At 72.5% G+C, this 20,854-nt stretch carries 19 protein-coding genes; 13 read left to right on the forward strand and 6 right to left on the reverse strand.

Annotated elements, in window-relative coordinates:
• Positions 1 to 3: 3 nt before the first annotated feature.
• Both HEP81_RS35530 and mgrA read right to left on the reverse strand, forming a co-directional pair.
• Positions 4 to 177, reverse strand: coding sequence for a hypothetical protein (locus HEP81_RS35530; RefSeq protein ID WP_167739868.1), 174 nt, complete (start codon positions 175 to 177; stop codon positions 4 to 6).
• A gap of 107 nt (positions 178 to 284) precedes the next feature.
• Positions 285 to 1,328 carry an L-glyceraldehyde 3-phosphate reductase gene (gene mgrA / locus HEP81_RS35535; RefSeq protein WP_037660779.1) on the reverse strand — a complete coding sequence of 348 codons (1,044 nt, stop codon included), beginning with the start codon at positions 1,326 to 1,328 and terminating at the stop codon, positions 285 to 287.
• A 292-nt stretch (positions 1,329 to 1,620) separates the two neighbouring features.
• Here mgrA and HEP81_RS35540 point away from each other — a divergent pair, with 292 nt between their 5' ends.
• Entirely contained in the window at positions 1,621 to 2,469 is an 849-nt protein-coding gene (locus HEP81_RS35540; RefSeq protein ID WP_037660781.1) for a chitosanase, read from the forward strand.
• A 66-nt stretch (positions 2,470 to 2,535) separates the two neighbouring features.
• Here the strand turns inward: HEP81_RS35540 and HEP81_RS35545 are convergent, their stop codons facing one another.
• Together HEP81_RS35545 and HEP81_RS35550 are read right to left on the reverse strand one after the other, a co-directional pair.
• On the reverse strand, positions 2,536 to 2,733 hold the full coding sequence (locus tag HEP81_RS35545) for a hypothetical protein (RefSeq protein ID WP_157854536.1): 198 nt from the start codon (positions 2,731 to 2,733) through the stop codon (positions 2,536 to 2,538).
• Positions 2,734 to 2,759: 26 nt separating this feature from the next.
• Positions 2,760 to 3,011, reverse strand: coding sequence for a DUF4328 domain-containing protein (locus HEP81_RS35550; protein ID WP_157854541.1), 252 nt, complete (start codon positions 3,009 to 3,011; stop codon positions 2,760 to 2,762).
• 176 nt (positions 3,012 to 3,187) lie between these two features.
• On the opposite strand from HEP81_RS35550, the gene pgm reads away from it, so the two are divergent.
• Complete coding sequence (gene pgm, locus HEP81_RS35555; RefSeq protein ID WP_037660785.1) at positions 3,188 to 4,828, forward strand: phosphoglucomutase (alpha-D-glucose-1,6-bisphosphate-dependent); 1,641 nt, start codon at positions 3,188 to 3,190, stop codon at positions 4,826 to 4,828.
• Between the two features lie 78 nt (positions 4,829 to 4,906).
• Here the strand turns inward: pgm and HEP81_RS35560 are convergent, their stop codons facing one another.
• Together HEP81_RS35560 and HEP81_RS35565 are read right to left on the reverse strand one after the other, a co-directional pair.
• On the reverse strand, positions 4,907 to 5,824 hold the full coding sequence (locus HEP81_RS35560) for an SGNH/GDSL hydrolase family protein (protein ID WP_243279692.1): 918 nt from the start codon (positions 5,822 to 5,824) through the stop codon (positions 4,907 to 4,909).
• A 195-nt stretch (positions 5,825 to 6,019) separates the two neighbouring features.
• The gene (locus HEP81_RS35565; protein WP_037660790.1) at positions 6,020 to 6,277 is read right to left on the reverse strand and encodes a DUF5133 domain-containing protein; all 258 of its coding nucleotides are present in this window, start codon (positions 6,275 to 6,277) and stop codon (positions 6,020 to 6,022) included.
• Between the two features lie 210 nt (positions 6,278 to 6,487).
• Between HEP81_RS35565 and HEP81_RS35570 the strand changes: the two genes are divergently transcribed.
• From HEP81_RS35570 to HEP81_RS35620, 11 genes are all read left to right on the forward strand, one after another.
• Positions 6,488 to 8,095, forward strand: a complete 1,608-nt coding sequence (locus HEP81_RS35570) for an adenosine deaminase family protein (RefSeq protein ID WP_037660792.1) — start codon at positions 6,488 to 6,490, stop codon at positions 8,093 to 8,095.
• A 333-nt stretch (positions 8,096 to 8,428) separates the two neighbouring features.
• Positions 8,429 to 8,956 (forward strand): hypothetical protein, encoded by a 528-nt coding sequence (locus tag HEP81_RS35575; protein WP_037660794.1) that lies wholly within the window; start codon positions 8,429 to 8,431, stop codon positions 8,954 to 8,956.
• A gap of 300 nt (positions 8,957 to 9,256) precedes the next feature.
• Positions 9,257 to 11,419, forward strand: coding sequence for a hypothetical protein (locus HEP81_RS35580; RefSeq protein ID WP_037660795.1), 2,163 nt, complete (start codon positions 9,257 to 9,259; stop codon positions 11,417 to 11,419).
• Between the two features lie 117 nt (positions 11,420 to 11,536).
• The gene (gene pelF / locus HEP81_RS35585; protein WP_037660796.1) at positions 11,537 to 13,054 is read left to right on the forward strand and encodes a GT4 family glycosyltransferase PelF; all 1,518 of its coding nucleotides are present in this window, start codon (positions 11,537 to 11,539) and stop codon (positions 13,052 to 13,054) included.
• Positions 13,051 to 14,433 carry a hypothetical protein gene (locus HEP81_RS35590; RefSeq protein ID WP_037660798.1) on the forward strand — a complete coding sequence of 461 codons (1,383 nt, stop codon included), beginning with the start codon at positions 13,051 to 13,053 and terminating at the stop codon, positions 14,431 to 14,433. The genes pelF and HEP81_RS35590 overlap by 4 nt, the downstream gene beginning before the upstream one ends.
• Before the next feature lie 43 nt (positions 14,434 to 14,476).
• Complete coding sequence (locus HEP81_RS35595) at positions 14,477 to 15,478, forward strand: GDP-mannose 4,6-dehydratase (RefSeq protein ID WP_037660801.1); 1,002 nt, start codon at positions 14,477 to 14,479, stop codon at positions 15,476 to 15,478.
• 41 nt (positions 15,479 to 15,519) lie between these two features.
• Entirely contained in the window at positions 15,520 to 16,233 is a 714-nt protein-coding gene (locus HEP81_RS35600) for a nucleotidyltransferase family protein (protein WP_037660804.1), read from the forward strand.
• Between the two features lie 7 nt (positions 16,234 to 16,240).
• Positions 16,241 to 17,125 (forward strand): NAD-dependent epimerase/dehydratase family protein, encoded by an 885-nt coding sequence (locus tag HEP81_RS35605; protein ID WP_037660807.1) that lies wholly within the window; start codon positions 16,241 to 16,243, stop codon positions 17,123 to 17,125.
• The gene (locus HEP81_RS35610) at positions 17,122 to 17,793 is read left to right on the forward strand and encodes a spherulation-specific family 4 protein (RefSeq protein ID WP_037660825.1); all 672 of its coding nucleotides are present in this window, start codon (positions 17,122 to 17,124) and stop codon (positions 17,791 to 17,793) included. The genes HEP81_RS35605 and HEP81_RS35610 overlap by 4 nt, the downstream gene beginning before the upstream one ends.
• A 40-nt stretch (positions 17,794 to 17,833) precedes the next feature.
• Positions 17,834 to 18,490, forward strand: coding sequence for a maltokinase N-terminal cap-like domain-containing protein (locus HEP81_RS35615; RefSeq protein WP_037660827.1), 657 nt, complete (start codon positions 17,834 to 17,836; stop codon positions 18,488 to 18,490).
• Positions 18,491 to 18,848: 358 nt separating this feature from the next.
• Positions 18,849 to 20,717, forward strand: a complete 1,869-nt coding sequence (locus tag HEP81_RS35620; protein ID WP_037653829.1) for a M1 family aminopeptidase — start codon at positions 18,849 to 18,851, stop codon at positions 20,715 to 20,717.
• Positions 20,718 to 20,854 lie beyond the last annotated feature (137 nt).

A 20,854-nucleotide genomic window follows, 5' to 3' on the forward strand; every position in this document is an offset into this window, starting at 1 on the left:
CGGTCAGAGGACGGGGCCCCCGGCGGTACCGGGGGCCCGCTGGCAACGGGGACACAGCTCGTGCTCGCCCTCGCGGCTGACGACGGTCCCCCAGCCGAGGCAGCGTTCGCAATCGCGGGCGCGGCTCAGGTCCGGGTGGGGCGGCGGGACGTGGCTGGAACGGGCTGCGTGCACCATGCGGCGAGCGGCTCCTTGCGGTGTGGGGGAGTCGTAAGGATGTCCGAGTTGCCAGATTAAGTCTGATTTATCCCTCATTTCTGTGATGTACGTCACAATCTTTGGGATTAACCGAGATTTCCCAGCCGGGCCTCGCGCCACAGGTCGACGCCGCCGTCGGTGGCGTATGTGTCGATCTCGGCCAGTTCCTCGGCGGTGAAGTCGAGGTGGTCCAGCGCGGCCACGTTCTGCTCCAGCTGCTCGGTGCGGGAGGCGCCGATGACCAGGGAGGTCACCCGCTGGTCGCGCAGCGCCCAGGCGAGCGCCAGCTGGGCCAGGGTCTGCCCGCGCCGGGCGGCGATGTCGTTCAGGGCGCGCAGCCGGCGCAGCATGTCCTCGGTCAGCCAGGAGCGGTCGAAGGAGTCGCCGCGCGCGGCCCGCGAGTCGCCGGGCACGCCGTCCAGGTAGCGGCCGGTCAGCAGGCCCTGGGCGAGTGCCGTGAAGCCGATGACGCCGAAGCCCTCCTCCTGGGCCACGTCCAGCAGACCTTCGGTCTCGATCCAGCGGTTGAACATGTTGTACGACGGCTGGTGGATCAGCAGCGGAGTGCCCAGGTCGCGCAGGATCGCGGCGGCCTGCCGGGTGCGCTCGGCGTCGTAGGAGGAGATGCCGACGTAGAGCGCCTTGCCCTGGCGCACGGCCGTGTCGAGGGCGCCCATCGTCTCCTCCAGTGGCGTGCTCGCGTCCAGCCGGTGGGAGTAGAAGATGTCCACGTAGTCCACGCCCATCCGGCGCAGCGACTGGTCCAGCGAGGCCAGCAGGTACTTACGGGATCCGCCGCCCTGCCCGTAGGGGCCCGGCCACATGTCCCAGCCCGCCTTGGTGGAGATCACCATCTCGTCGCGGTACGGCGCGAGGTCCTGCTTCATCAGCCGGCCGAAGTTGGCCTCCGCGGAGCCGTACGGCGGGCCGTAGTTGTTGGCCAGGTCGTGGTGGGTGATCCCCAGGTCGAAGGCGCGCAGGGCGATCTCGCGCTGGGTCTCGAAGGCGCGATCGTCACCGAAGTTGTGCCAGTAGCCCAGGGAGAGGACCGGCAGGTCGAGGCCTGAGCGGCCGGTGCGGCGGTAGCGCATGGTGCCGTCGTAGCGAGCGGGGTCCGCGATGTGGGTCATCGGGTGTTCTCCGGATGGTGCGGTACGGGTGCCCCCAGAGGTACGAGGGGGGTCCGTCCACCCTGCGCCGAGGTGATCCATAAGTCCAATTGCGCAGCCGGATGGGATTGAGCGGCCCTGTTTCTGAGTGGGGCTGCCCGGTTTTCCGGGCGGGGACTGTCCGATCCTACGAACTTCGCGCGGGCCGGGTTACCGGCTTCTCCCGGCTCTGATAGGAAACTTTCCTACCAGTACTCGCAGTGCCTTCGTACTGGCCCAACTCGCCACCCCCCACACCTACTTGGAGCCCCCAGTGGTGCACGAACACCGCGATTCAGCAGCCTCCGCCCGTCTGTCCCGCCGTACCCTCGTCGCCGCGCTCGGCGCCGTGGCCGCCGGTGCCGCGCTCGGTGTCCCGCGCGCCGTCGCGGCACAGGCCGGCACCGCCGCCGCGACCGGCCTCGACGATCCCGCGAAGAAGGAGATCGCGATGAAGCTGGTGTCGAGCGCGGAGAACTCCTCGCTCGACTGGAAGGCCCAGTACAAGTACATCGAGGACATCGGCGACGGCCGTGGCTACACCGCCGGCATCATCGGCTTCTGCTCCGGCACCGGCGACATGCTCGACCTCGTCCAGCTCTACGCCGACCGCAAGCCGGGCAACGTCCTGGCCAAGTACCTGCCCGCGCTGCGCAAGGTCAACGGCAGCGACTCGCACTCCGGGCTCGACCCGGACTTCCCCAAGGACTGGCGCAAGGCCGCGCAGGACACGGCGTTCCAGACGTGCCAGAACGACGAGCGCGACCGCGTCTACTTCGACCCCGCCGTCGCCCAGGGCAAGACCGACGGACTGCGCGCCCTCGGCCAGTTCTGCTACTACGACGCCATCGTCATGCACGGCGACGGCGACGACTCCACCAGCTTCCGCAACATCCGCAAGCGTGCCCTGCGCACCGCCGAGCCCCCGGCGCAGGGCGGCGACGAGACGGCGTACCTCAACGCCTTCCTCGACGCCCGGGTCTGGGCCATGAAGCAGGAGGAGGCCCACAGCGACACCACCCGCGTCGACACAGAACAGCGGGTCTTCCTGCGCAAGGGCAACCTCGACCTGAAGACGCCGCTCGACTGGAAGGTGTACGGGGACAGCTACCACATCGGCTGACGGCCGCTCGCGGCGACGAAGGCGACGCGGGCCGCGGGACTACGACGGTTCCGAGGGCTGCGGGGACTACGAGAGCTGCGGGGGACCGGCGGGCGCGGGCGCCACCGCCCCCGCCTGGATCGCCACGGCCCCCGCGGCGATCCAGGCGGCCTGGCGCGCCGTGATCCGCTGGATCACGGCGACCGCCAGCACGGCCGCCGCGCCGTAGCGGACGTCCGCCGCCACGGTCAGGGCCGGCGACCCGGGCCACCGTACCCGTCGCACACCACGGCGAACAGGGCGTGCGCCGCTCAGGCTCCCCACCAGACGTCCGCGAGCGTGTCCGACCGCGCGGGGGCGGCGGCACCGGCGCCGGGAGTGCTCGCGCGCAGCACGTCCTGCACCAGGGGCCGGGGCGCCCGGAGGCCGACCACCGGTATCAGCCGGGCGAGGGCGCCCCAGGCGGCGGACCCCCGCACCACGCCGGGGGAAGCAGGGCGGCGGTCCGACGGCAGCGGGCGAACCAGACCGGGAACACCACCGTCGTCAGGACCGTCCCCCACAGGTAGAGCGTCGTGACCCAGAACCCCGCGGGCAGCGCATGTGTCGGCCGGGGGCCGACGGCCGGACGGTGCGGAGATCAACGGATCGTAAGGTGGGGCGTACTCGCGCGTCATGCTCCTGACGAGGAAAGATGGGCGTCAGCGAGTGACCGAAACCGATGCGGAGGAACGCACTCATGGCGCACGAGCGAGCCGGCCGGCCGGCCGGTCCCGAGGATCTTGTCGATGTGGCGAGACTGGTCACGGCGTACTACGCGCTGCACCCGGATCCGGCCGACCCGGCCCAGCGGGTGGCGTTCGGCACCTCGGGGCACCGGGGCTCGTCCCTGGCGAGTGCCTTCAACGAGGACCACATCGCCGCCACCAGCCAGGCCATCTGCGAGTACCGCGCCGGGCAGGGCATCGACGGCCCGCTCTTCCTGGGCGCCGACACCCACGCCCTGTCGGAGCCCGCGAAGGTCACCGCGCTGGAGGTGTTCGCCGCCAATGACGTGACCGTGCTCGTCGACAGCGCGGACGGCTACACACCCACCCCCGCAGTCTCGCACGCCATCCTCACGCACAACCGGGGCCGCACCACGGGCCTGGCCGACGGCGTGGTCGTGACCCCCTCGCACAACCCGCCCGCCGACGGCGGCTTCAAGTACAACCCGCCGAGCGGCGGCCCGGCCGCCTCGGACGCCACCTCCTGGATCCAGGACCGTGCCAACGAGATCATCACCGGCGGCCTGAAGGACGTACGACGGCTGCCGTACGCCCGCGCGCTCGCCGCGGACACCACCGCTCGCTACGACTTCCTCGGCACCTACGTCGACGACCTGCCCGGCGTCCTCGACCTCGACGCGATCCGCGCGGCCGGGGTGCGCATCGGCGCCGACCCGCTCGGCGGGGCCTCCGTCGCCTACTGGGGCCGGATCGCCGAGCGGCACCGCATCGACCTCACGGTGGTCAACCCGGGCACCGACCCGACCTGGCGGTTCATGACGCTGGACTGGGACGGCCAGATCCGCATGGACTGCTCCTCGCCCTACGCGATGGCCTCGCTGATCGAGCAGCGCGACCGGTACCGCATCGCCACCGGCAACGACGCCGACGCCGACCGGCACGGCATCGTCACCCCGGACGCGGGCCTGATGAACCCCAACCACTACCTCGCGGTCGCCATCGACTACCTCTTCCGGCACCGCGAGAACTGGCCGGCCCGGGCGGGCGTCGGCAAGACCCTGGTGTCCTCCACCATGATCGACCGGGTCGCCGCCGATCTCGGCCGCCGCCTGGTCGAAGTGCCCGTGGGCTTCAAGTGGTTCGTGGACGGCCTGATCGGCGGGGAACTCGGCTTCGGCGGCGAGGAGTCGGCCGGCGCCTCCTTCCTGCGCCGCGACGGCTCGGTGTGGACCACCGACAAGGACGGCATCATCCTCGCCCTGCTCGCCTCCGAGATCACCGCCGTCACGGACCGGACCCCGTCCGAGCACTACGCGGGTCTGACCGCACGCTTCGGCGAGCCCGCCTACGCCCGTATCGACGCCCCCGCCACCCGCGAACAGAAGGCCCTGCTGGGCAAGTTGTCGCCCGCCCAGGTCACCGCGGACACCCTCGCCGGGGAGCCGGTCACCGCCGTGCTCACCGAGGCGCCCGGCAACGGCGCGGCCATCGGCGGCATCAAGGTCAGCACCGACAACGCCTGGTTCGCGGCCCGCCCCTCGGGCACCGAGGACGTCTACAAGATCTACGCCGAGTCCTTCCTCGGCCAGGACCACCTGGCCCGGGTGCAGGAGGAGGCGCGGGCGGTGGTGCAGAGCGCGCTGGGCGGCTGAGCGACGGCGCGCCGGTGCGGATCACGGCATCGGCGAACGGCGGCCCCCACGCGGACGCGTGGGGGCCGCCCGCCGCGTTCAGCGGTGGCCGTGGTTCCCCGCGAGCCGGTGCAGGACCGCCCCGGCCATGGCCTCCTCGCCCCGGGCGTTGGGGTGCGCCGGGGCCGCGGGGGCGGCCGGCTGGAGCGGCTCGATCCAGCGGTCCGCGGGCGCCTTGCACATGTCGTGGCCCACGGTCGGACCGTATGTGTCGACGTACTCGGCGCGGTTGCGCCCGGCCACCGTGCGCAGCATCAGGTTCAGCCGCTTCTCGGTGTCCCGAAGATAGGCGAAGTCGCCCTGGGCGAAGGGGACCTGCGGGAAGCAGCCCACCCCGTCGTCGGGCAGCAGATCGGGGTAGCCGACCATCACGACCCGGGCGTGCGGCGCCCGCGCGTGCACGGCCCGCAGCACCTCGGTGACCTTCGGCGCGGTCTGCCGTACCGCGAGCGCCAGCGCGTCCTGCCCGGACGCCTCGTAGGAGCGCTCGCAGGGATGGCCCTTCGGGTCCTGGACACCGAGCCGGGCGCAGGTGGCGATGATGGTGCCGAACCCGACGTCATTACCGCCTATTTGGAGCGTCACCAGGTCCGTGTTCCGTGAAACGGCGTCCAGCTGGGGCCGGTTGGTGCCCTGGGCCTGCCACATCTGCACGGTGGTCGCGCCCGAGCAGCTGACGTCGGTGAACGTCGTCGCCCTCGCCCGCCGCGTCACCAGCGACGGGTAATTCCGGTCGGAGCGGGCGCAATCGGCATCGACCTGGGTGGGTATGCCCGGGCCCGAGGTGTAGGAGTCGCCGAGCGCGACGTAGTCGAGGCGGTGGCCGTGGCCCGCCGGATGCGCGGCGGCCGGAGTGGTGGCGGCGGCGACCAGGGCGCAGCCGCCCACCGCCGCCGCCAGCATTGAGGCCCGCCGCCGGGCTCTCGCCCCGTCCGCCGGACGCCTGTCGTTCGTCATGGTTCCCCCCTGGGGCCGGTACACGGCGCGGACGGCGTTGCCCTGGAGCGGCCCTCACGCGATCGACCGGGTCTGTATACCGCCCGGTAGGTCCCGCCGACCAGAAGCGGGAGCCCATGAGTTCGGGGCAGAACGCGGCGGGGAGCCGCTGGTGGGCGCGGTGCCGGCGGCGGTGCGCGACCCCGCGCCCCGGCCTCAGGCGCCGGACGCGGCGACGGCCGGCGCGGGCTCCTGGAGCAGCGAGTCGTCCTCCGGGCGGGCCCCGGACAGCCGGCGGCGTGCCGCGATCAGGGCCATGTCGACATCCCGCGTCCCGGTGGCCACGCACAGCGTGTAGGAGATGTCCGCGAGCCGCTGCTGCGCCGTCGGGGTGCTCTCCTCGGCGCCGAGCAGCGCGAGGGTCTCGTACTGGGTGATGAGGTCCTTCAGCACGGCGGGGTGTGCCATCAGCATGGGGTCGGCCTCCTGGTGTCTCGCCGATCTACGACGTCAGAGGCGCGACTACCCGGGCCGGCGCCCCGCATGCCACCCCGGTGGTTCCCGGTCCCGCGCGTACCGTCCTTTCCGGACAGGGAGGCGGACACGTCACCCGCACGGGTGCTCTCCGGCCGGTATGCGCCGGTCGCGCCCCCGTCGCCGCCCTCCTTCGCTGATCATGCACCTGTGAGTCTGCACACCCGAAGTTCCGTACCGCGCCGGGTCGTTCCGGCCGTGCTCGGCACCCTCAGTGTCCTGTCCCTGCTGTCCGCCCTGCCCGCCGCCGCGCAGCCCGCGCGTGCCGCGGCCCTGCCCGCCGCGCCGCCGCCCCGGCAGGCCACGGCCGCCGAGGCGCGGACCGACGCCTATCTCCGCTCGGTCAAGGACCGGCCCGCGGCCCTGCGGGCCTTCTTCCGGCAGCTCCCCAAGGGCGGGGACCTGCACAACCACCTCTCCGGAGCGGTGAGCACGGACTACCTCATCGAGCTGGCCGCCGAGGACGGCCTGTGCATCGACGCGACGATGACCGCCGTCGCCCCGCCCTGCGGCCCCGGTACCCGCCCCGCCGCCGACGCCCGCACCGACCGCGCCTTCCACGACGCGATCGTGCGCGCCTGGTCCATGCAGGACTTCCCGCCCGACGAGAACGGGCACGACCACTTCTTCGACACCTTCGGCAAGTTCGGCGAGGTCACCTGGCGGCACCGGGGCAAGCTGCTCGCGCAGGTCGCCGACACCGTCGTCGCCAACAACCAGTCGTACCTGGAGACGATGGTCACCCCCGCCTCCGACGGCGCCAAGCGACTCGCCGACCAGGTGGGCTGGGACGCCGATCTGACCGCCCTGCACCGCAAGCTGGCCGCGGGCGGCAAGCTGGACAAGCTGGTCGCGGACGCCCGCAAGGAGGCCGACGACGGCGACGCCGAGTTCCGTGCCACCGAGCACTGCGGCACCGCCAAGGCGCGGCCCGCCTGCGGGCTCACCGTCCGCTGGATCTCCCAGGCGTCCCGGGGCAGTTCACCGGTGCGGGTCTTCACCCAGATGGACCTCGGAATGCGGCTCGCCGAGGCGGACTCCCGCTTCGTCGCCGTCAACCTGGTGCAGCCGGAGGACTGGGACAGCTCGCTGGAGAACTACAGCCTCCAGATGCGCATGGTCGGCTATCTGCGCACCGTGTACCCGAAGGCCCATGTCACCCTGCACGCGGGCGAGCTGTGGCCCGGACTGGTCAAGCCCGAGGCGCTGAAGTTCCATATCGCCGAGGCGGTGGACGTCGCGCACACCCAGCGCGTCGGACACGGTGTCGACCTCGTCCACGAGGACAACTGGCAGCGCACCGCCCGCACCATGGCGGCCCGGCAGATCGCCGTCGAGGTGCCGTTCTCCAGCAACGCCCAGATCCTCGGCGTCAAGGGCGCCGAGCACCCCTTCACCACCTACCGCCGCTACGGCGTACCGGTCGTCCTCGCCACCGACGACCCCGGTGTCTCGCGCATCGACATCAGCCATGAGTACCAGTACGCCGCCGCCACCTACGGCCTCGGCTACCCGGAGCTGAAGGATCTGGCGCGCGCCTCCCTCCAGTACGCCTTCCTGCCCGGCGCGAGCCTGTGGCAGGGCAACCCCACCGCCCAGGGCTACCACCCGGTCGCGGCCTGCCGTGCCGAGCGCCCCGGGCAGCCCGTGCACAGCGCGGCCTGCCGCCGGCTCCTCGACGGCAGTGCCCGGGCGCGCCTGGAGTGGCGCCAGGAGGCCGCGTTCACGGCGTTCGAGCGGGCGCACGCCCGGGGGTGACCGGGTTCCGGCCGCGCCGGTCCCCGCACGGGGACCGGCGCGGCCGGAATGCATTGATTGGCCGAGAAGAGTGCGGTCATACAACCGGATGACCCGATTCCGTACGGGAGCGCGGGTCGGGTCCTCGCCATTACCCCAGCTTCGCGAGGACGTTTCCGGTAACCCCACGCACCCTCGTCGTCACGGCCCGTACCGTGCAGGGATGCCCTTCCCGTAAGATCATCACATCGTCATCACATGGCCTTCACCCAACGACCGCTTTCGGCCGATCGTGTTCCGGGTCCTCGTGACGGGGCAGACGCGGCGCGCGCCCCGCATCTAGCGTCCCGGGCCATGCGATCACCTCTGCTGAGACGCCTCGGTCTCACCGCCGTCCTCGCGGCCCTCCTCGCCGTCTTCGGCTTCAGCACCATCGCCAGCGCGGACCCGGCCCCGGCCGCCCTCACCTTCAGCACCGACAGCGCCACCACCACCCCCGGTGGTTCGGTCAAGCTGTCGATGACGCTGACCAACAACAAGACGTACGACGTCCTGTTCGTGTACCAGACGATCGATCCGACCTGGCTGACCACCCAGCGTCCGGACCTGAAGTACAGCTTCGCCGGCTGCACCCTGGCGGCCGCCGACGGCAGCAGCAGCTCCTGCTCCGGCACCGGCCCGACCAACCTCGGCACCAACTACGGCGCCACCATCCCGCCCGGCCAGAGCCGTACCGTCACCCTGACCCTCCAGGTCGCCGCCGACTCCGGCTGCAACGGCAACATCGGCTTCTACTCGTACTTCTACGCCGAGTTCAGCGACGGCACCAACAGCAATGGCGGCCCCGTCTACACGCCCGAGACCCGCGTGCTCTGTTCCTGACGGACCTCCCGCACCATCCGCAGGAGCGGCTACGTCGCCCGGTGGACCAGGCGGTCCGCCGGGCGACGCGGGGCACGACGGGGAAAAGCTCAATCGGGTTGTGTCACAAGGCAGTTGGAAACCCGCCATTTTCCGTCAGGTCTCGTGACCCGACCACAAAAGCTACACACATCCATCACTATGTGACGCGACGGATGCACGACGACCGGCTTCTGAGGGGGACGCCGGAGTCGTGCGAGGGGGTGCGTCCGCTCCGTGCGAGCCGTGCTCGCCCCTGTCCGGGGAGGGGAACTTCACCGCATGAAGCGGACCATTCGCACCACCGCGCTGACGGTGGGCGCGCTCATCGCCGCACTGGGCCTACAGGCCGGACCGGCCCAGGCCGTCAGCGGCACACCACGTATCGACCTCAGAGTCCTGGTGGTGAGCGACGGCGGCCCGGCCACCGACGCCATCACCGCCGAACTCGCCTCGGAGGGAACGCCGTTCACCGAGGTCGACCTGACCACCGGCAGCCGCCCCACCATCGACGCCGGCTTCCTCGCCGACACCGTGGCCGGCCGGGCCCGCGCCAAGTACCAGGCCGTCGTCCTGCCCAACGACAACCCGTTCGCGGCCGGCAGCGCCGAGATGAGCGCGCTCGCCGCCTACGAGCAGACGTACGGCATCCCGCAGGTCGACGCCTACACCTACGCCCGCCCCCAGGCCGGGCTCCAGGTCCCGACCACCGGCGGCTACTCCGGCAGCGTCGACGGCGTCCAGGCCCAGGTCACCGCGGCCGGCAAGGCGGGACCCTTCGGCTACCTCAAGGGTGCCGTGCCCTTCGAGGACAACTCGCCGACCGTGGGCGAGAGTTACGCCTATCTGTCGACGCCCGCACCCGGTGCCGACTTCACCCCGTACGTGCAGGCGACCATCCCCGGCACCACCACCCAGGGCTCGCTCGTCGGCGAGTACCGGCACGACGGGCGGCGCGAGCTGGTCATCACCTTCGTCTACAACCAGTACCAGCAGCAGTTCCGGCTGCTGGCCCGCGGCATCGTGGACTGGATGACCGGCGGGGTGCACCTCGGCTCCTCCCGCAACTACTTCGCCGTGCACGTGGACGACGTGTTCGCGGCCGACGACCGCTGGGACACCCAGCTCAACTGCACGCCCGGCGACGTCGACTGCACCAACAGCTCCGGCACCCCGAGCCCGATCCGGATGACCCCGGCGGACGTCGACTACGCCGCCGCCTGGGAGCAGAGCCACAACTTCACCCTCGACCTCGCCTTCAACGGCTCCGGCAGCGTCGACCAGCGCACGGACAACAACGGCGTCGACCAGCTCGCCGACAAGTTCATCGCCGACCGCAACCAGTTCCGCTGGATCAACCACACCTACACGCACGCCTTCCTCGGCTGCGAGCAGGACACCACCGTGGTGCCGTGGAAGTGCGAGACCAACCCCGACGGCAGCACCCAGTGGGTCAGCCGGCAGACCATCGACGACGAGATCGCCAACAACCGCGCCTGGGGCCAGACCAACGGACTGCCCCTGGACAACACCGAGTTGGTGACCGGCGAGCACTCCGGGATGCGGATCCTGCCGCAGCAGCCCGACGACAACCCCAACCTGGGCCCCGCGCTCACCGACAGCGGCGTCAAGTGGCTCGGCGCGGACGCCTCCCGCGACCCCGCCCAGCGCCAGGTCGGCCCCGCCGCGACGGTCGCCCGCTACCCGATGAACGTCTTCTACAACGCGGGCAGGGCCTCCGAGGAGGCCGACGAGTACAACTGGCTGTACACCAGCCGCGCCCAGGGCGGCAGCGGCCTGTGCGAGGACAACCCCACGACCACCACCTGCCTGCCGGCCCCGCTGGACACCAGCACCGGCTACCAGGACTACATCGTGCCGCTGGAGTCCCGCATCGACCTCGGGCATGTGCTCTCCAACGACCCGAAGCCGCATTACATCCACCAGTCCAACCTCGCCGAGGACCGCATCGCCTACCCGGTCCTCAACGGTGTGCTCGACGGCTACAACGGCCTGTTCGCCGCCAACACCCCGCTGGTGAACGTGCGGATGAAGGACATCGGCACCGAACTCCAGCGCCGCACCGCCTGGACCAACGCCCTGAACGCCGGCCAGGTCACCGCCTACCGCATCGGCAACACGGTCACCGTCCAGGCCCCCAGCGGCACGTACACCAACGCCACCCTGCCCACCGGCAGCACCTACTACGGTCTCGGCGCCTTCGGCAGCGCCTACGGCGGTGAACTGTCCGGCTGGACCGCCTCCTTCGGCCTCGCGCAGACCTTCACCCTGCCGGCCGCCGCACCCGCCGCCACCCCGGGCACCCACGGCCACACCCACCCGGCGGCCACCGCACCGGCCCCGCGCACCAGGCTCCCCAAGGGCGTCTCCAAGCAGGTCCCGTACGCACCGCGGCACCAGGTCAGGCACTCCTCGCAGCACTGAACGCGCACCGACCCCAGGGCCCGTCCGACACCCCCGGACGGGCCCCGGATCCCGGCCGCCCCGACGCGGCCGGGACCCGCACGACCACCCCACAACTCTGGCCGTGGAGCCCGATCGATGCACGTTCACCACGGTGCGCGCCGCCCCGGCGCGGCGCACGTCACCCTGCTCACCGAAGGCACCTACCCGCACAGCCACGGCGGTGTCAGCGTCTGGTGCGACCAACTCGTCCAGGGCATGCCCGACCTGGACTTCGATGTCATCGCCGTCACCGGCACCGGACGTGAACCCGTCGTGTGGGAGCTGCCCGCCCAGGTCCACCAGGTGCGCTCCGTCCCCATGTGGGGCGAGCCGCCCGAGGGCCGCGCGCCCCGGGGCCGCGCCCTCACCCGGCTCACCGCCGCCTACGAACGCTTCCTCACCGCCCTCCTCGACCCGTGCGCCGAGGACCGGTTCCCGCCCGCGCTCTACCTGCTGGCGCGGGCCGCCGCCGACGGGACGCTGAGCCCCTTCCTGCGCGGCGACCGGGCCATCGCCCTGCTCGCCACCGTGTGGAACCGCCCGGGGCTCGCCGTGCGCGAGGCGCGGCCCACCCTGCACGACGCGGTCACCGCCACCGCCCTGCTGGAACACGCCCTGCGCCCGCTCGCCGCGCCCGCGCCCGAGCACGGCGTGGCCCACGCGGTCAGCGGCGGAGTGGCCGTACTGCCCGGACTCGCCGCCCTCGACCGGCACGGCGTCCCGCTGCTGCTCACCGAGCACGGCGTCTATCTGCGCGAGCGCTACCTCGGCTACCGCACCGCGCCCTACCGCTGGCCGGTGAAGGCCGTCGTCCTCGGCTTCTTCCGGCTGCTCGCCGAGGAGAGCTACCGCAGGGCCGCCCTGATCACCCCCGGCAACCGCTACAACCGGCTCTGGGAGGAACAGGGCGGCGCCGACCCGAAGGCCATCCGCACCGTCTACAACGGCGTGGACCCGGCCGCCTTCCCGCCCGCCGGACCCGAACCGGAGACACCGACCCTGAGCTGGGCCGGCCGGGTCGACCCCATCAAGGACCTGGAGACGCTCATCCGCGCGTTCTCCCTGGTCAGGGCCGAGATACCCGAGGCCCGGCTCCGGCTCTTCGGCGGCACACCCCGCGGCGGCGAGGCGTACCGGGAGCGCTGTGCCGCGCTGGCGGCCGAGCTGGGCCATGGCGACGCCGTCGCCTTCGAGGGCCGCGTCGAGGACATCAAGGACGCCTACGCGGCCGGCAACGTGGTGATGCTCTCCAGCATCAGCGAGGGCTTCCCCTTCACTCTGATCGAGGCCATGTCCTGCGGCCGGGCCACCGTCTCCACCGATGTCGGCGGGGTGCGCGAGGCGGTGGGCGACACCGGCCTCGTCGTACCACCGCGCGACCCGGAACGCATGGCGGCGGCCGCCCTGGAACTGCTCCGCGACGGCGACCGGCGCAGGGCCATGGGGGAGGCCGCGCGACTACGGGTGATCGAGCAGTTCACCCTCCGCCAGACCATCGACACCTTCCGCTCCATATACCTCGAACTCCCCTACCACACACGGGAATTCATCACCCCGTCCACGCCGGAGCGCGAGCCCGGACGCCGGACCGCCGCGGGGAGCCTGGCCGGATGAGCGGACCCATGGCCCTGGAGCCGGGCGGCGCCGAACAGGACACCCTCGCCCTGCGGCTCGCCCGCCCCGACGACCGCACCCTGTCCCTGCGGCTGCCCGCCCTCGGCACCGACGAGGCGGCCGTCAGCCTGCTGGCCGCCGAACTCGCCGACCGGATCGGCCCCGCCGTCCACCCCTACGAGGTCGCCGCCCTGCTGGAGGCCGAGGGCCTCACCGCCGAGACGATCAAGGACCGGTACGGCCATCCGAACCTGTTCTCGCTGGCCACCGCCCTCTACGAGCAGGTGCCCCGCACCTTCCCCGAGCCCGCGCCGGCCGCCGACCCCTGGCGTCCCGACCATGTCCGCTGTCTGCTGCGCGGGCTGCTCTTCGCCCTGCCGGGCCTCGCCTACCCGCTCACCGCGCCCCTGTGGCACCCCGGCCGGCACGCCGCCGCGCTGATCCTCGCGGGCCTGATCTCCTGGGCCTGGGGCCAAGGGCTCGGCCACCGCGCCCACCTGCGCAAGGCGACCGGCCCCCGGGAGGCCGCCCGCACCCTGGCCGCGGGCGCACCCCTGGGAGCCGCGCTCGCCACCGCCCTCGCCGCGCCGCTCACCGGCGGCGGCCCGGTCCTGCTCGCCGTCGCCGCCCAGTCGCTCTATCTCGCGGCCGCCGGCGTCCTGCTGGTCCTGGCCCGGGAGAGGACACTGCTCGCCGCGCTGAGCCCGCTGCTCGCGGGCGCCGCCTGCCTGCTCCGCTGGGACCCGGGCCCCGTACCGCGCCTCGGCCTGCCCCTGCTGGCGCTGCTCGGCGCCCTCGCCGTCACCGCGCACGCCCTGCGCGGCCTGCTCAAGGAGCCCGGCGCCGACGGCGGCAGACGGCCCCCGCTGCGCTGGTCGCTGCCGTACGGCCTGTTCGGCCTTGCCGCCGGGCTGCTGGTGCTGCTCGAAGGCCGCCGGGAGCCGTACGCGGTGATCGTGCTGACCCTCAGCATGGGGCCCGCCGAATGGCTGCTCTACCGCTACCGCGGCCTGTCCGTCGCCGCCCTGCGCGCCACCGCCACCCCGGCCGGATTCCTGCTGCGCTCCGCCGGTGTCCTCGGCCTGTGCCTGCTCGGCTATCTGCTGCCGCTGCTGCCCGCCGCGTATCTTACGGGCGCCCCACCGGCACCGCTCCTGCTGCTCGCGGCCACCTTGTGGACCGCGCTGCTCCTCCAGGCGTTCGGGACCGCCTGGCCGCCCGCCGTGATCTGTCTGGCCGCCGCGGGCACGGCCGGCGCGGTCACCGTGCTGCGTCTGCCACCCGGCCCGGCCGCCCTGCCGCTCGCCTGCGCGGCCGCCGTGCCGTGTCTGCTGGCGTGCGCGCTGCGGCTGCTCGGCCGCCCGGCCCGGCACGCCTGAACCAGACCCTCCTCTTCCTCGACTCACTGGAAGGACCCCCCAGTTGACCTCCCAACCGCTCGCCGCCGTCACCGGCGCCGAGGGCTTCATCGGCTCCCATCTCACCGAGGCTCTGGTCGCCTCGGGGCACCGGGTGCGGGCCATGGCCCAGTACAACTCCTTCTCCTCCTACGGCTGGCTGGAGACCCTCGCCCCGGACGTGCTGGACCAGGTGGAGATCGTCCTCGGCGACGTCCGCGACCCCGGCTCCGTGCGCGGCCTCCTCGAAGGGGCGGACGTGGCCTACCACTTGGCCGCCCTGATCGCGATCCCGTACTCCTACCAGGCGCCCCACAGCTACGTGGAGACCAACGTCACCGGCACCCTCAACGTGCTCGAAGCGGTCCGCGCCCTCGGCACCCCCCGGCTGGTGCACACCTCCACCAGCGAGACCTACGGCACCGCGCAGACCGTGCCGATCACCGAGGACCACCCCATCAACACCCAGTCCCCGTACGCCGCTTCGAAGGCCGGCGGGGACCGGCTCGCCGACAGCTACCACGCCAGCTTCGGCACCCCGGTGGTCACCCTGCGGCCGTTCAACACCTTCGGACCGCGCCAGTCGATGCGCGCCGTCATCCCCACCGTCATCGGACAGGTCGCGGCGGGGGAGCGGACCATCACCCTCGGCGATCTGCGGCCCACCCGGGACTTCCTGTTCGTCAAGGACACCGCGCGGGCCTTCCTCGCCGTGGGCGGCGCACCCGCCGAGCAGGTCGTCGGGCGCACCTTCAACGCCGGTACCGGCGGCGAGATCTCGGTCGGCGACCTCGTCGCTCTGATCGGCAAGGTCATGGACACCGCCCTCGACGTCCGCGCCGACCCCGCGCGCCTGCGGCCCGCGGGCTCCGAGGTGATGCGGCTCGTCGCCGACGCCGGCCGGCTCACCGCCGCCACCGGCTGGGGGCCCGTGCACACCCTGGAACAAGGTCTCGCGCAGACCGTGGAGTTCTTCCGCGACCCGGCCAACCTGGCCCGCTACAAGACCGGCATCTACAACATCTGACCCGTCCGGCACGTCACGACGTCTGCTCAAGGAGGCACCCCATGCACGCAGTGATCCTGGCGGGAGGCAAGGGCGTCCGGCTGCGGCCCTACACCACCGCGCTGCCCAAACCGCTCGTGCCCATCGGCGACCAGCACGCCATCCTGGAGATCGTGCTGCGCCAGCTGTCCGCGGCCGGCTTCACCGGCTGCACCCTCGCCATCGGCCACCTCGGCGAGATCATCCGCGCCTACGTCGGCGACGGCTCCCAGTGGGGCATGGCCGTCGACTACGCCACCGAGGAGAGCCCGCTCGGCACCATGGGCCCCCTGCTCAACCTGAAGGACCGGCTGCCCGAAAACTTCCTCGTGATGAACGGCGACATCCTCACCGACCTCGACTACGCGGACGTACTGCGCCGCCACCGCGCCTCCGGCGGGCCGCTCACCATCGCCACCTACGCCCGCAAGGTGCACATCGACTTCGGTGTGCTCACCACCGACGCCAGCAAAGTCGTCGCGTTCACCGAGAAACCCAGCATGGACTACCGGGTCTCCATGGGCGTCTACGGCCTCTCCCGCGCCACCCTCGACGGCTACACCCCGGGGCTGCCACTCGGCTTCGACGAACTCGTCCTCGACCTGCTCAGAGCCCAGAACCCGCCGCACGCCTACGAGTTCGACGGCTACTGGCTGGACATAGGGCGCCCAGACGACTACGACCGGGCCAACGCCGAGTTCACCAGCCGCAAGTCCCTGCTGCTCAAGGGAGCCTGAGTCCCGCATGCGCATTCTCGTCCTGGGCGGCACCGGATATCTGGGCCGCCGGGTGACCGAGCAGGTGCGCGCCCTCCCGGGCGCGCACCTGCTCGCGGGGGGCCGCACCGGCGCCGAGTACGCCGTCGACCTCGCCGCCGACCGGCCCGAGCGGCTGGCCAAGACCCTGGCGGCGGCCGCGCCCGACGCCGTGGTCAACTGCGCGGGCGCCACCGGCGGCGACCCGGTGACGCTCGCGGAGGTCAACGCCCGGGGGCCCGCCGTGCTCTGCGCCGCACTGCGCGAGGCGGCCCCCGCGGCCCGCCTGGTACACCTCGGCTCCGCCGCCGAGTACGGCCTCGGCACCCCCTGCGCGGCGGTCACCGAATCGGCGCCCGCCTGCCCCGTCACCCCGTACGGCGCCACCAAGCTCGCCGGCACCCTCGCGGTGACCGCGGCGGGCCTGGACGCGGTGGTGCTGCGGATCGGCAACCCGGTGGGGCCAGGGGCGCCCGCGGCGAGCCTGCCCGGCCGGATGGCCGCGCTGCTGCGGGCGGCCGGCTCCGACCCCGGGGCCGTGCTGCGGCTCGGGGACCTGTCTGCCTACCGTGACTTCGTGGACGTCCGCGATGTGGCCCGGGCCGTCGCCCTCGCCGTCACCGCGCCCGGACCGCTGCCGTCTGTGCTCAACATCGGCGGCGGCGGGGCCGTACCGGTGCGCGATCTGGTGCACGAGCTGGCCCGACTCGCCGCATTCCAGGGGCAGTTGGCGGAGGGCGGGAGTGGCTCGGCGCGCTCCGCCCAGGTGTCCTGGCAGTGCTCGGACATCGGCGCCGCCGAACGCGCCCTCGGCTGGCGCCCGGCCCATGGCCTGGACGACGCCCTCGCCGCGCTGTGGGCGGCGACACCGTGAGCCTGCTGATACCGCTGTACGTGCACCCGGCACAGGACCCGGGCGCCTGGCACCGGCTGATCACGGCGGCCGCCCGCACCTACGCCGTCGTCCTCAACCCGGCAAGCGGGCCCGGCGCCGCGCCCGACCCCGCGTACACGGCGGCGGCACGGGCGCTGCGCACGGCGGGCGCCCGGCTGCTCGGGTACGTCGACACCGACTACGGGACGCGGGACCGGGCCGCGATCACCGAGGACGTGCGCCGGCACCGGCTCTGGTACCGGACCGACGGCTGCTTCCTCGACCGGGTCACCGCGACCGCCGAGGGCCTGCCCGACTGCCGCCGCCTGGTCCGGGAGCTGCGGCGGCTCGGCACCGGCAGCGTGGTGCTCAACCCCGGCGTCCATCCGGCGCCGGGGTACGCCCGGCTCGCCGATCTCACCGTCACGTTCGAGGGACACTGGTCGACATACGTCTCCGCGTTCACCCGGCCGTCCTGGGCCGCGCGCCAGCCACCCGACCGTATCTGCCATCTGGTGTACGGCGTCCCCGCCGCCCTGGTCCCGCTCGCGGTGCGCACCGCGCGGCAGCGGGGGGCCGGGGTGTGCGGGCCGGTGACCGGCGAAGGGCCCAATCCCTGGGCGGGGTTGAGTCCCGCGCTGGAGTTCTCGGACGGTGTGCGAGGCTGAGCCCGATCAGCACGCTCACACCGGGGAGACCACCACCGTCATGGCCGTCATCCACCACACGACCCTCACCCCCTCCAAGGTCGAACTGCTCACCGAGTGGCTGCCCACCCGCCCGTGGTACCGCGGCGGTTCAGGCACCCCCGTCCTGGAGAAGACCGGCGGTTTCCGGCTGGACGACCCCGAGGGCGAGGTCGGCATCGAGATCATGATCGCCACCGACATCACAAGCCCCGAGCGGACCGCGTACCTGGTGCCGCTGAGCTACCGGGGCGCACCGCTGGAGGGCGCCGAGCACGCGCTCGTCGGCACGATGGAGCACGGTGTGCTGGGCAAGCGCTGGGCGTACGACGGGATGCGCGACCCGGTGCTGGTCACCGAGCTGCTGCGGCTCGTCGCGGGCCAGACGCAGGCGATGGCGCAGAGCATCACCGACCTCCCGGACCACGAGGTGACCCACGCCTACACGGGCGCCCCGTTCACCCCCGTGGCCTTCACCCCGACCCCCGCCGACGACGCGGACGGCACCTATCTGCCCACCCCGCACGGCACGGCCCTGCGGCTGCACCGCGTGCTCACCCCGTCCGACGACAACCCCCCGGTCCCGGCGACGCCCGCCCTCGGCCATGTCTCCACGGGCTGGCCGACGCCCTCGGGCGACCGCCTGCGCGCGGTACTGCTGACGGTGCGCCGGCACTGACCCGACCGGGCCGCCCGGCCACCGCCCGCCCCGCGCGGACGGTGGCCCGGCGCCCCAACCGCTCCGGTCCGCCTCCCGAGTCCCCACCCGCCGCCCCCGCCGTTCCGCCGTCCCCACCCCCTCCCACGTCGAACCGGCGGAGCCGTGGGGAAGGAACGGCCTGACAGGAACGGTCTGGCATGGACGGGTCAAATCTGGCACTCTTTCGGCAGTCGTCGCCCCGACCTCAGCGGGGGAGGCGACCGTTTCCTCAGCACCGCGCTCGCGCAAGCCCCGTACGCGACCGCCCCGGCACATCCCAGCCGGCCGGGCGGTCGTCGAGCAGGCCGGGACCCCGGCCGCCCCGAAGGAGTAGCGTGTGAGACCCACCCCCCACAAGGCCGCAGGCGTTGCCGCGCTCACCGCCGCCGCGCTGGCCGCCTTCTTCCTCCCCGCCGTACCCGCCGCCGCGCACACCGCACCCGCACCCGTGCGCGCGGCCGCCGACTGCACACCCGCCCAGGTGGTCACCGACGGCGGCTTCGAGAACGGGAGTCCGGCGTGGACCCCGTCCACGTCGACCGTGATCACCAGCCGCACCGGGCAGAGCCCGCACGGCGGCAGCTCGTACGCCTGGCTGGACGGCACCGGGAAGAGCCGTACCGACAGCCTCACCCAGAGCGTCACCCTCCCCAGCGGGTGCGCCACCGCCACCCTCAGCTTCTATCTGCACATCGACACCGCCGAGACGACGTCGAGCACCGCCTACGACAAGCTGACCGCCAAGATCGGCGGCACCACGCTGGGCAGCTGGTCCAACCTCGACAAGAACACCGGCTATGTGCAGAAGTCGTTCGACGTGTCGTCCTTCGCCGGGCAGACGGTGAACCTCTCCTTCACCGGCACCGAGGACTCCAGCCTCCAGACCAGCTTCGTCCTGGACGACATCGCCCTCGACACCTCCGGCGGCACCACGCCCCCGGCCACCGACACCACCCGCACCCCCGCGGCGCCCGGCTACACGGTGAACCTCAGCAGCGACAGCAGCGGCACCGCCTGGACCGGGCACGAGAGCGTGACCTTCACCAACGCCTCCGCCACCGCGCTGAACGAGGTCTATCTGCGGCTGTGGGACAACTACCACGGCACCTGCTCCGCGATGCCCATCAAGGTCACCAACGTCACCGGCGGCACCGCGGGCGACCTCTCCGTGGCCTGCACCGCGCTGAAGATCACGCTGCCCGCCCCGCTCACCCAGGGACAGAGCGCCTCCATCGGCTTCGACCTCGGCATCACCGTGCCGAGCGGCGCCGACCGCTTCGGGCACGACGGCGCGTACAGCAACATCGGCAACGCCCTGCCCGTCCTCGCGATCCGGGACGGCGCGGGCTGGCACCTCGACCCGTACACGAACAACGGCGAGGCCTTCTACTCCCTGGCCGCCGACTTCAAGGTCACCCTCGACCACCCGACGAGCCTGCTGGTCCCCGCCACCGGCACCTCCACCGACACCCCCGGCACGAGCGGTCGTACGATTACCACGGCCACCGCCTCCCAGGTCCGTGACTTCGCCTGGGCCGCCGGGCCCTTCAGCAAGATCTCCGGCACCTCGCCGGCCGGCGTCGCCGTGAACGTCTACTCGGTGTCCGGCATCAGCTCCTCCAGCGCCCAGTCGATGCTCAGCACCGCCAAGTCCGCAGTCGACGCCCACGCGGGCCGCTTCGGCGCCTACCCGTACGGCGAGCTGGACGCGGTGCTCGACAACAACTACTGGTTCGGCGGAATGGAGTACCCCGGCTTCGTCCTCGACCTGGTCAGCAGCACCGCGCTCACCCATGAGATCGCCCACCAGTGGTGGTACGGCATCGTCGGCGACGACGAGTACAACAGCCCCTGGCTGGACGAGGCGTTCGCGGACTACTCGACCGACCTCGCCCAGGGCATCACCGGCGCCAACTGCTGGAACAGCGTCTCCTGGGCCTCCAGCGCGGAGAAGATCACCAACTCGATGGCGTACTGGGACGCCCACTCCTCCCGCTACTCCACCGTGGTCTACGGCTACGGCAAGTGCGCCCTGCACGACCTCCGGCGTCTCATCGGCGACACCGCCATGACCAAGCTGCTGAAGGACTATGCGACCGCGCACTGGTACGGCGTCTCCACCACGGCCGAGTTCAAGGCCGCGGCCCAGGCCGCCACCAGCACGGACCTGACCTCCTTCTGGACCCAGCACCGCATCGACGGCTGACAGGCCCCCGGCCGGTCGTGGGAACCCCGCAAGGGGCGCCCATGACCGGCCTTCGGGCCACCCGGATGGACCAAACCGGTGAGTAGCCGCCTTCGTTGGGCGGAACCCGGAGTGCGGTGCGGCCCGATGCCGGGTCA

It is taken from the genome of Streptomyces griseofuscus (assembly GCF_014673495.1).
GTDB classification, from domain to species: Bacteria; Actinomycetota; Actinomycetes; order Streptomycetales; family Streptomycetaceae; genus Streptomyces; species Streptomyces murinus.

Bases quoted from the DNA above. Each gene is read 5' to 3' on its own strand.
- HEP81_RS35530 (WP_167739868.1), bottom strand. From the start codon at position 177: ATGGTGCACGCAGCCCGTTCCAGCCACGTCCCGCCGCCCCACCCGGAC.
- mgrA (WP_037660779.1), bottom strand. From the start codon at position 1,328: ATGACCCACATCGCGGACCCCGCTCGCTACGACGGCACCATGCGCTAC.
- pgm (WP_037660785.1), top strand. From the start codon at position 3,188: ATGGCGCACGAGCGAGCCGGCCGGCCGGCCGGTCCCGAGGATCTTGTC.
- HEP81_RS35560 (WP_243279692.1), bottom strand. From the start codon at position 5,824: ATGACGAACGACAGGCGTCCGGCGGACGGGGCGAGAGCCCGGCGGCGG.
- HEP81_RS35565 (WP_037660790.1), bottom strand. From the start codon at position 6,277: ATGCTGATGGCACACCCCGCCGTGCTGAAGGACCTCATCACCCAGTAC.
- HEP81_RS35575 (WP_037660794.1), top strand. From the start codon at position 8,429: ATGCGATCACCTCTGCTGAGACGCCTCGGTCTCACCGCCGTCCTCGCG.
- HEP81_RS35580 (WP_037660795.1), top strand. From the start codon at position 9,257: ATGAAGCGGACCATTCGCACCACCGCGCTGACGGTGGGCGCGCTCATC.
- pelF (WP_037660796.1), top strand. From the start codon at position 11,537: ATGCACGTTCACCACGGTGCGCGCCGCCCCGGCGCGGCGCACGTCACC.
- HEP81_RS35590 (WP_037660798.1), top strand. From the start codon at position 13,051: ATGAGCGGACCCATGGCCCTGGAGCCGGGCGGCGCCGAACAGGACACC.
- HEP81_RS35600 (WP_037660804.1), top strand. From the start codon at position 15,520: ATGCACGCAGTGATCCTGGCGGGAGGCAAGGGCGTCCGGCTGCGGCCC.
- HEP81_RS35605 (WP_037660807.1), top strand. From the start codon at position 16,241: ATGCGCATTCTCGTCCTGGGCGGCACCGGATATCTGGGCCGCCGGGTG.
- HEP81_RS35615 (WP_037660827.1), top strand. From the start codon at position 17,834: ATGGCCGTCATCCACCACACGACCCTCACCCCCTCCAAGGTCGAACTG.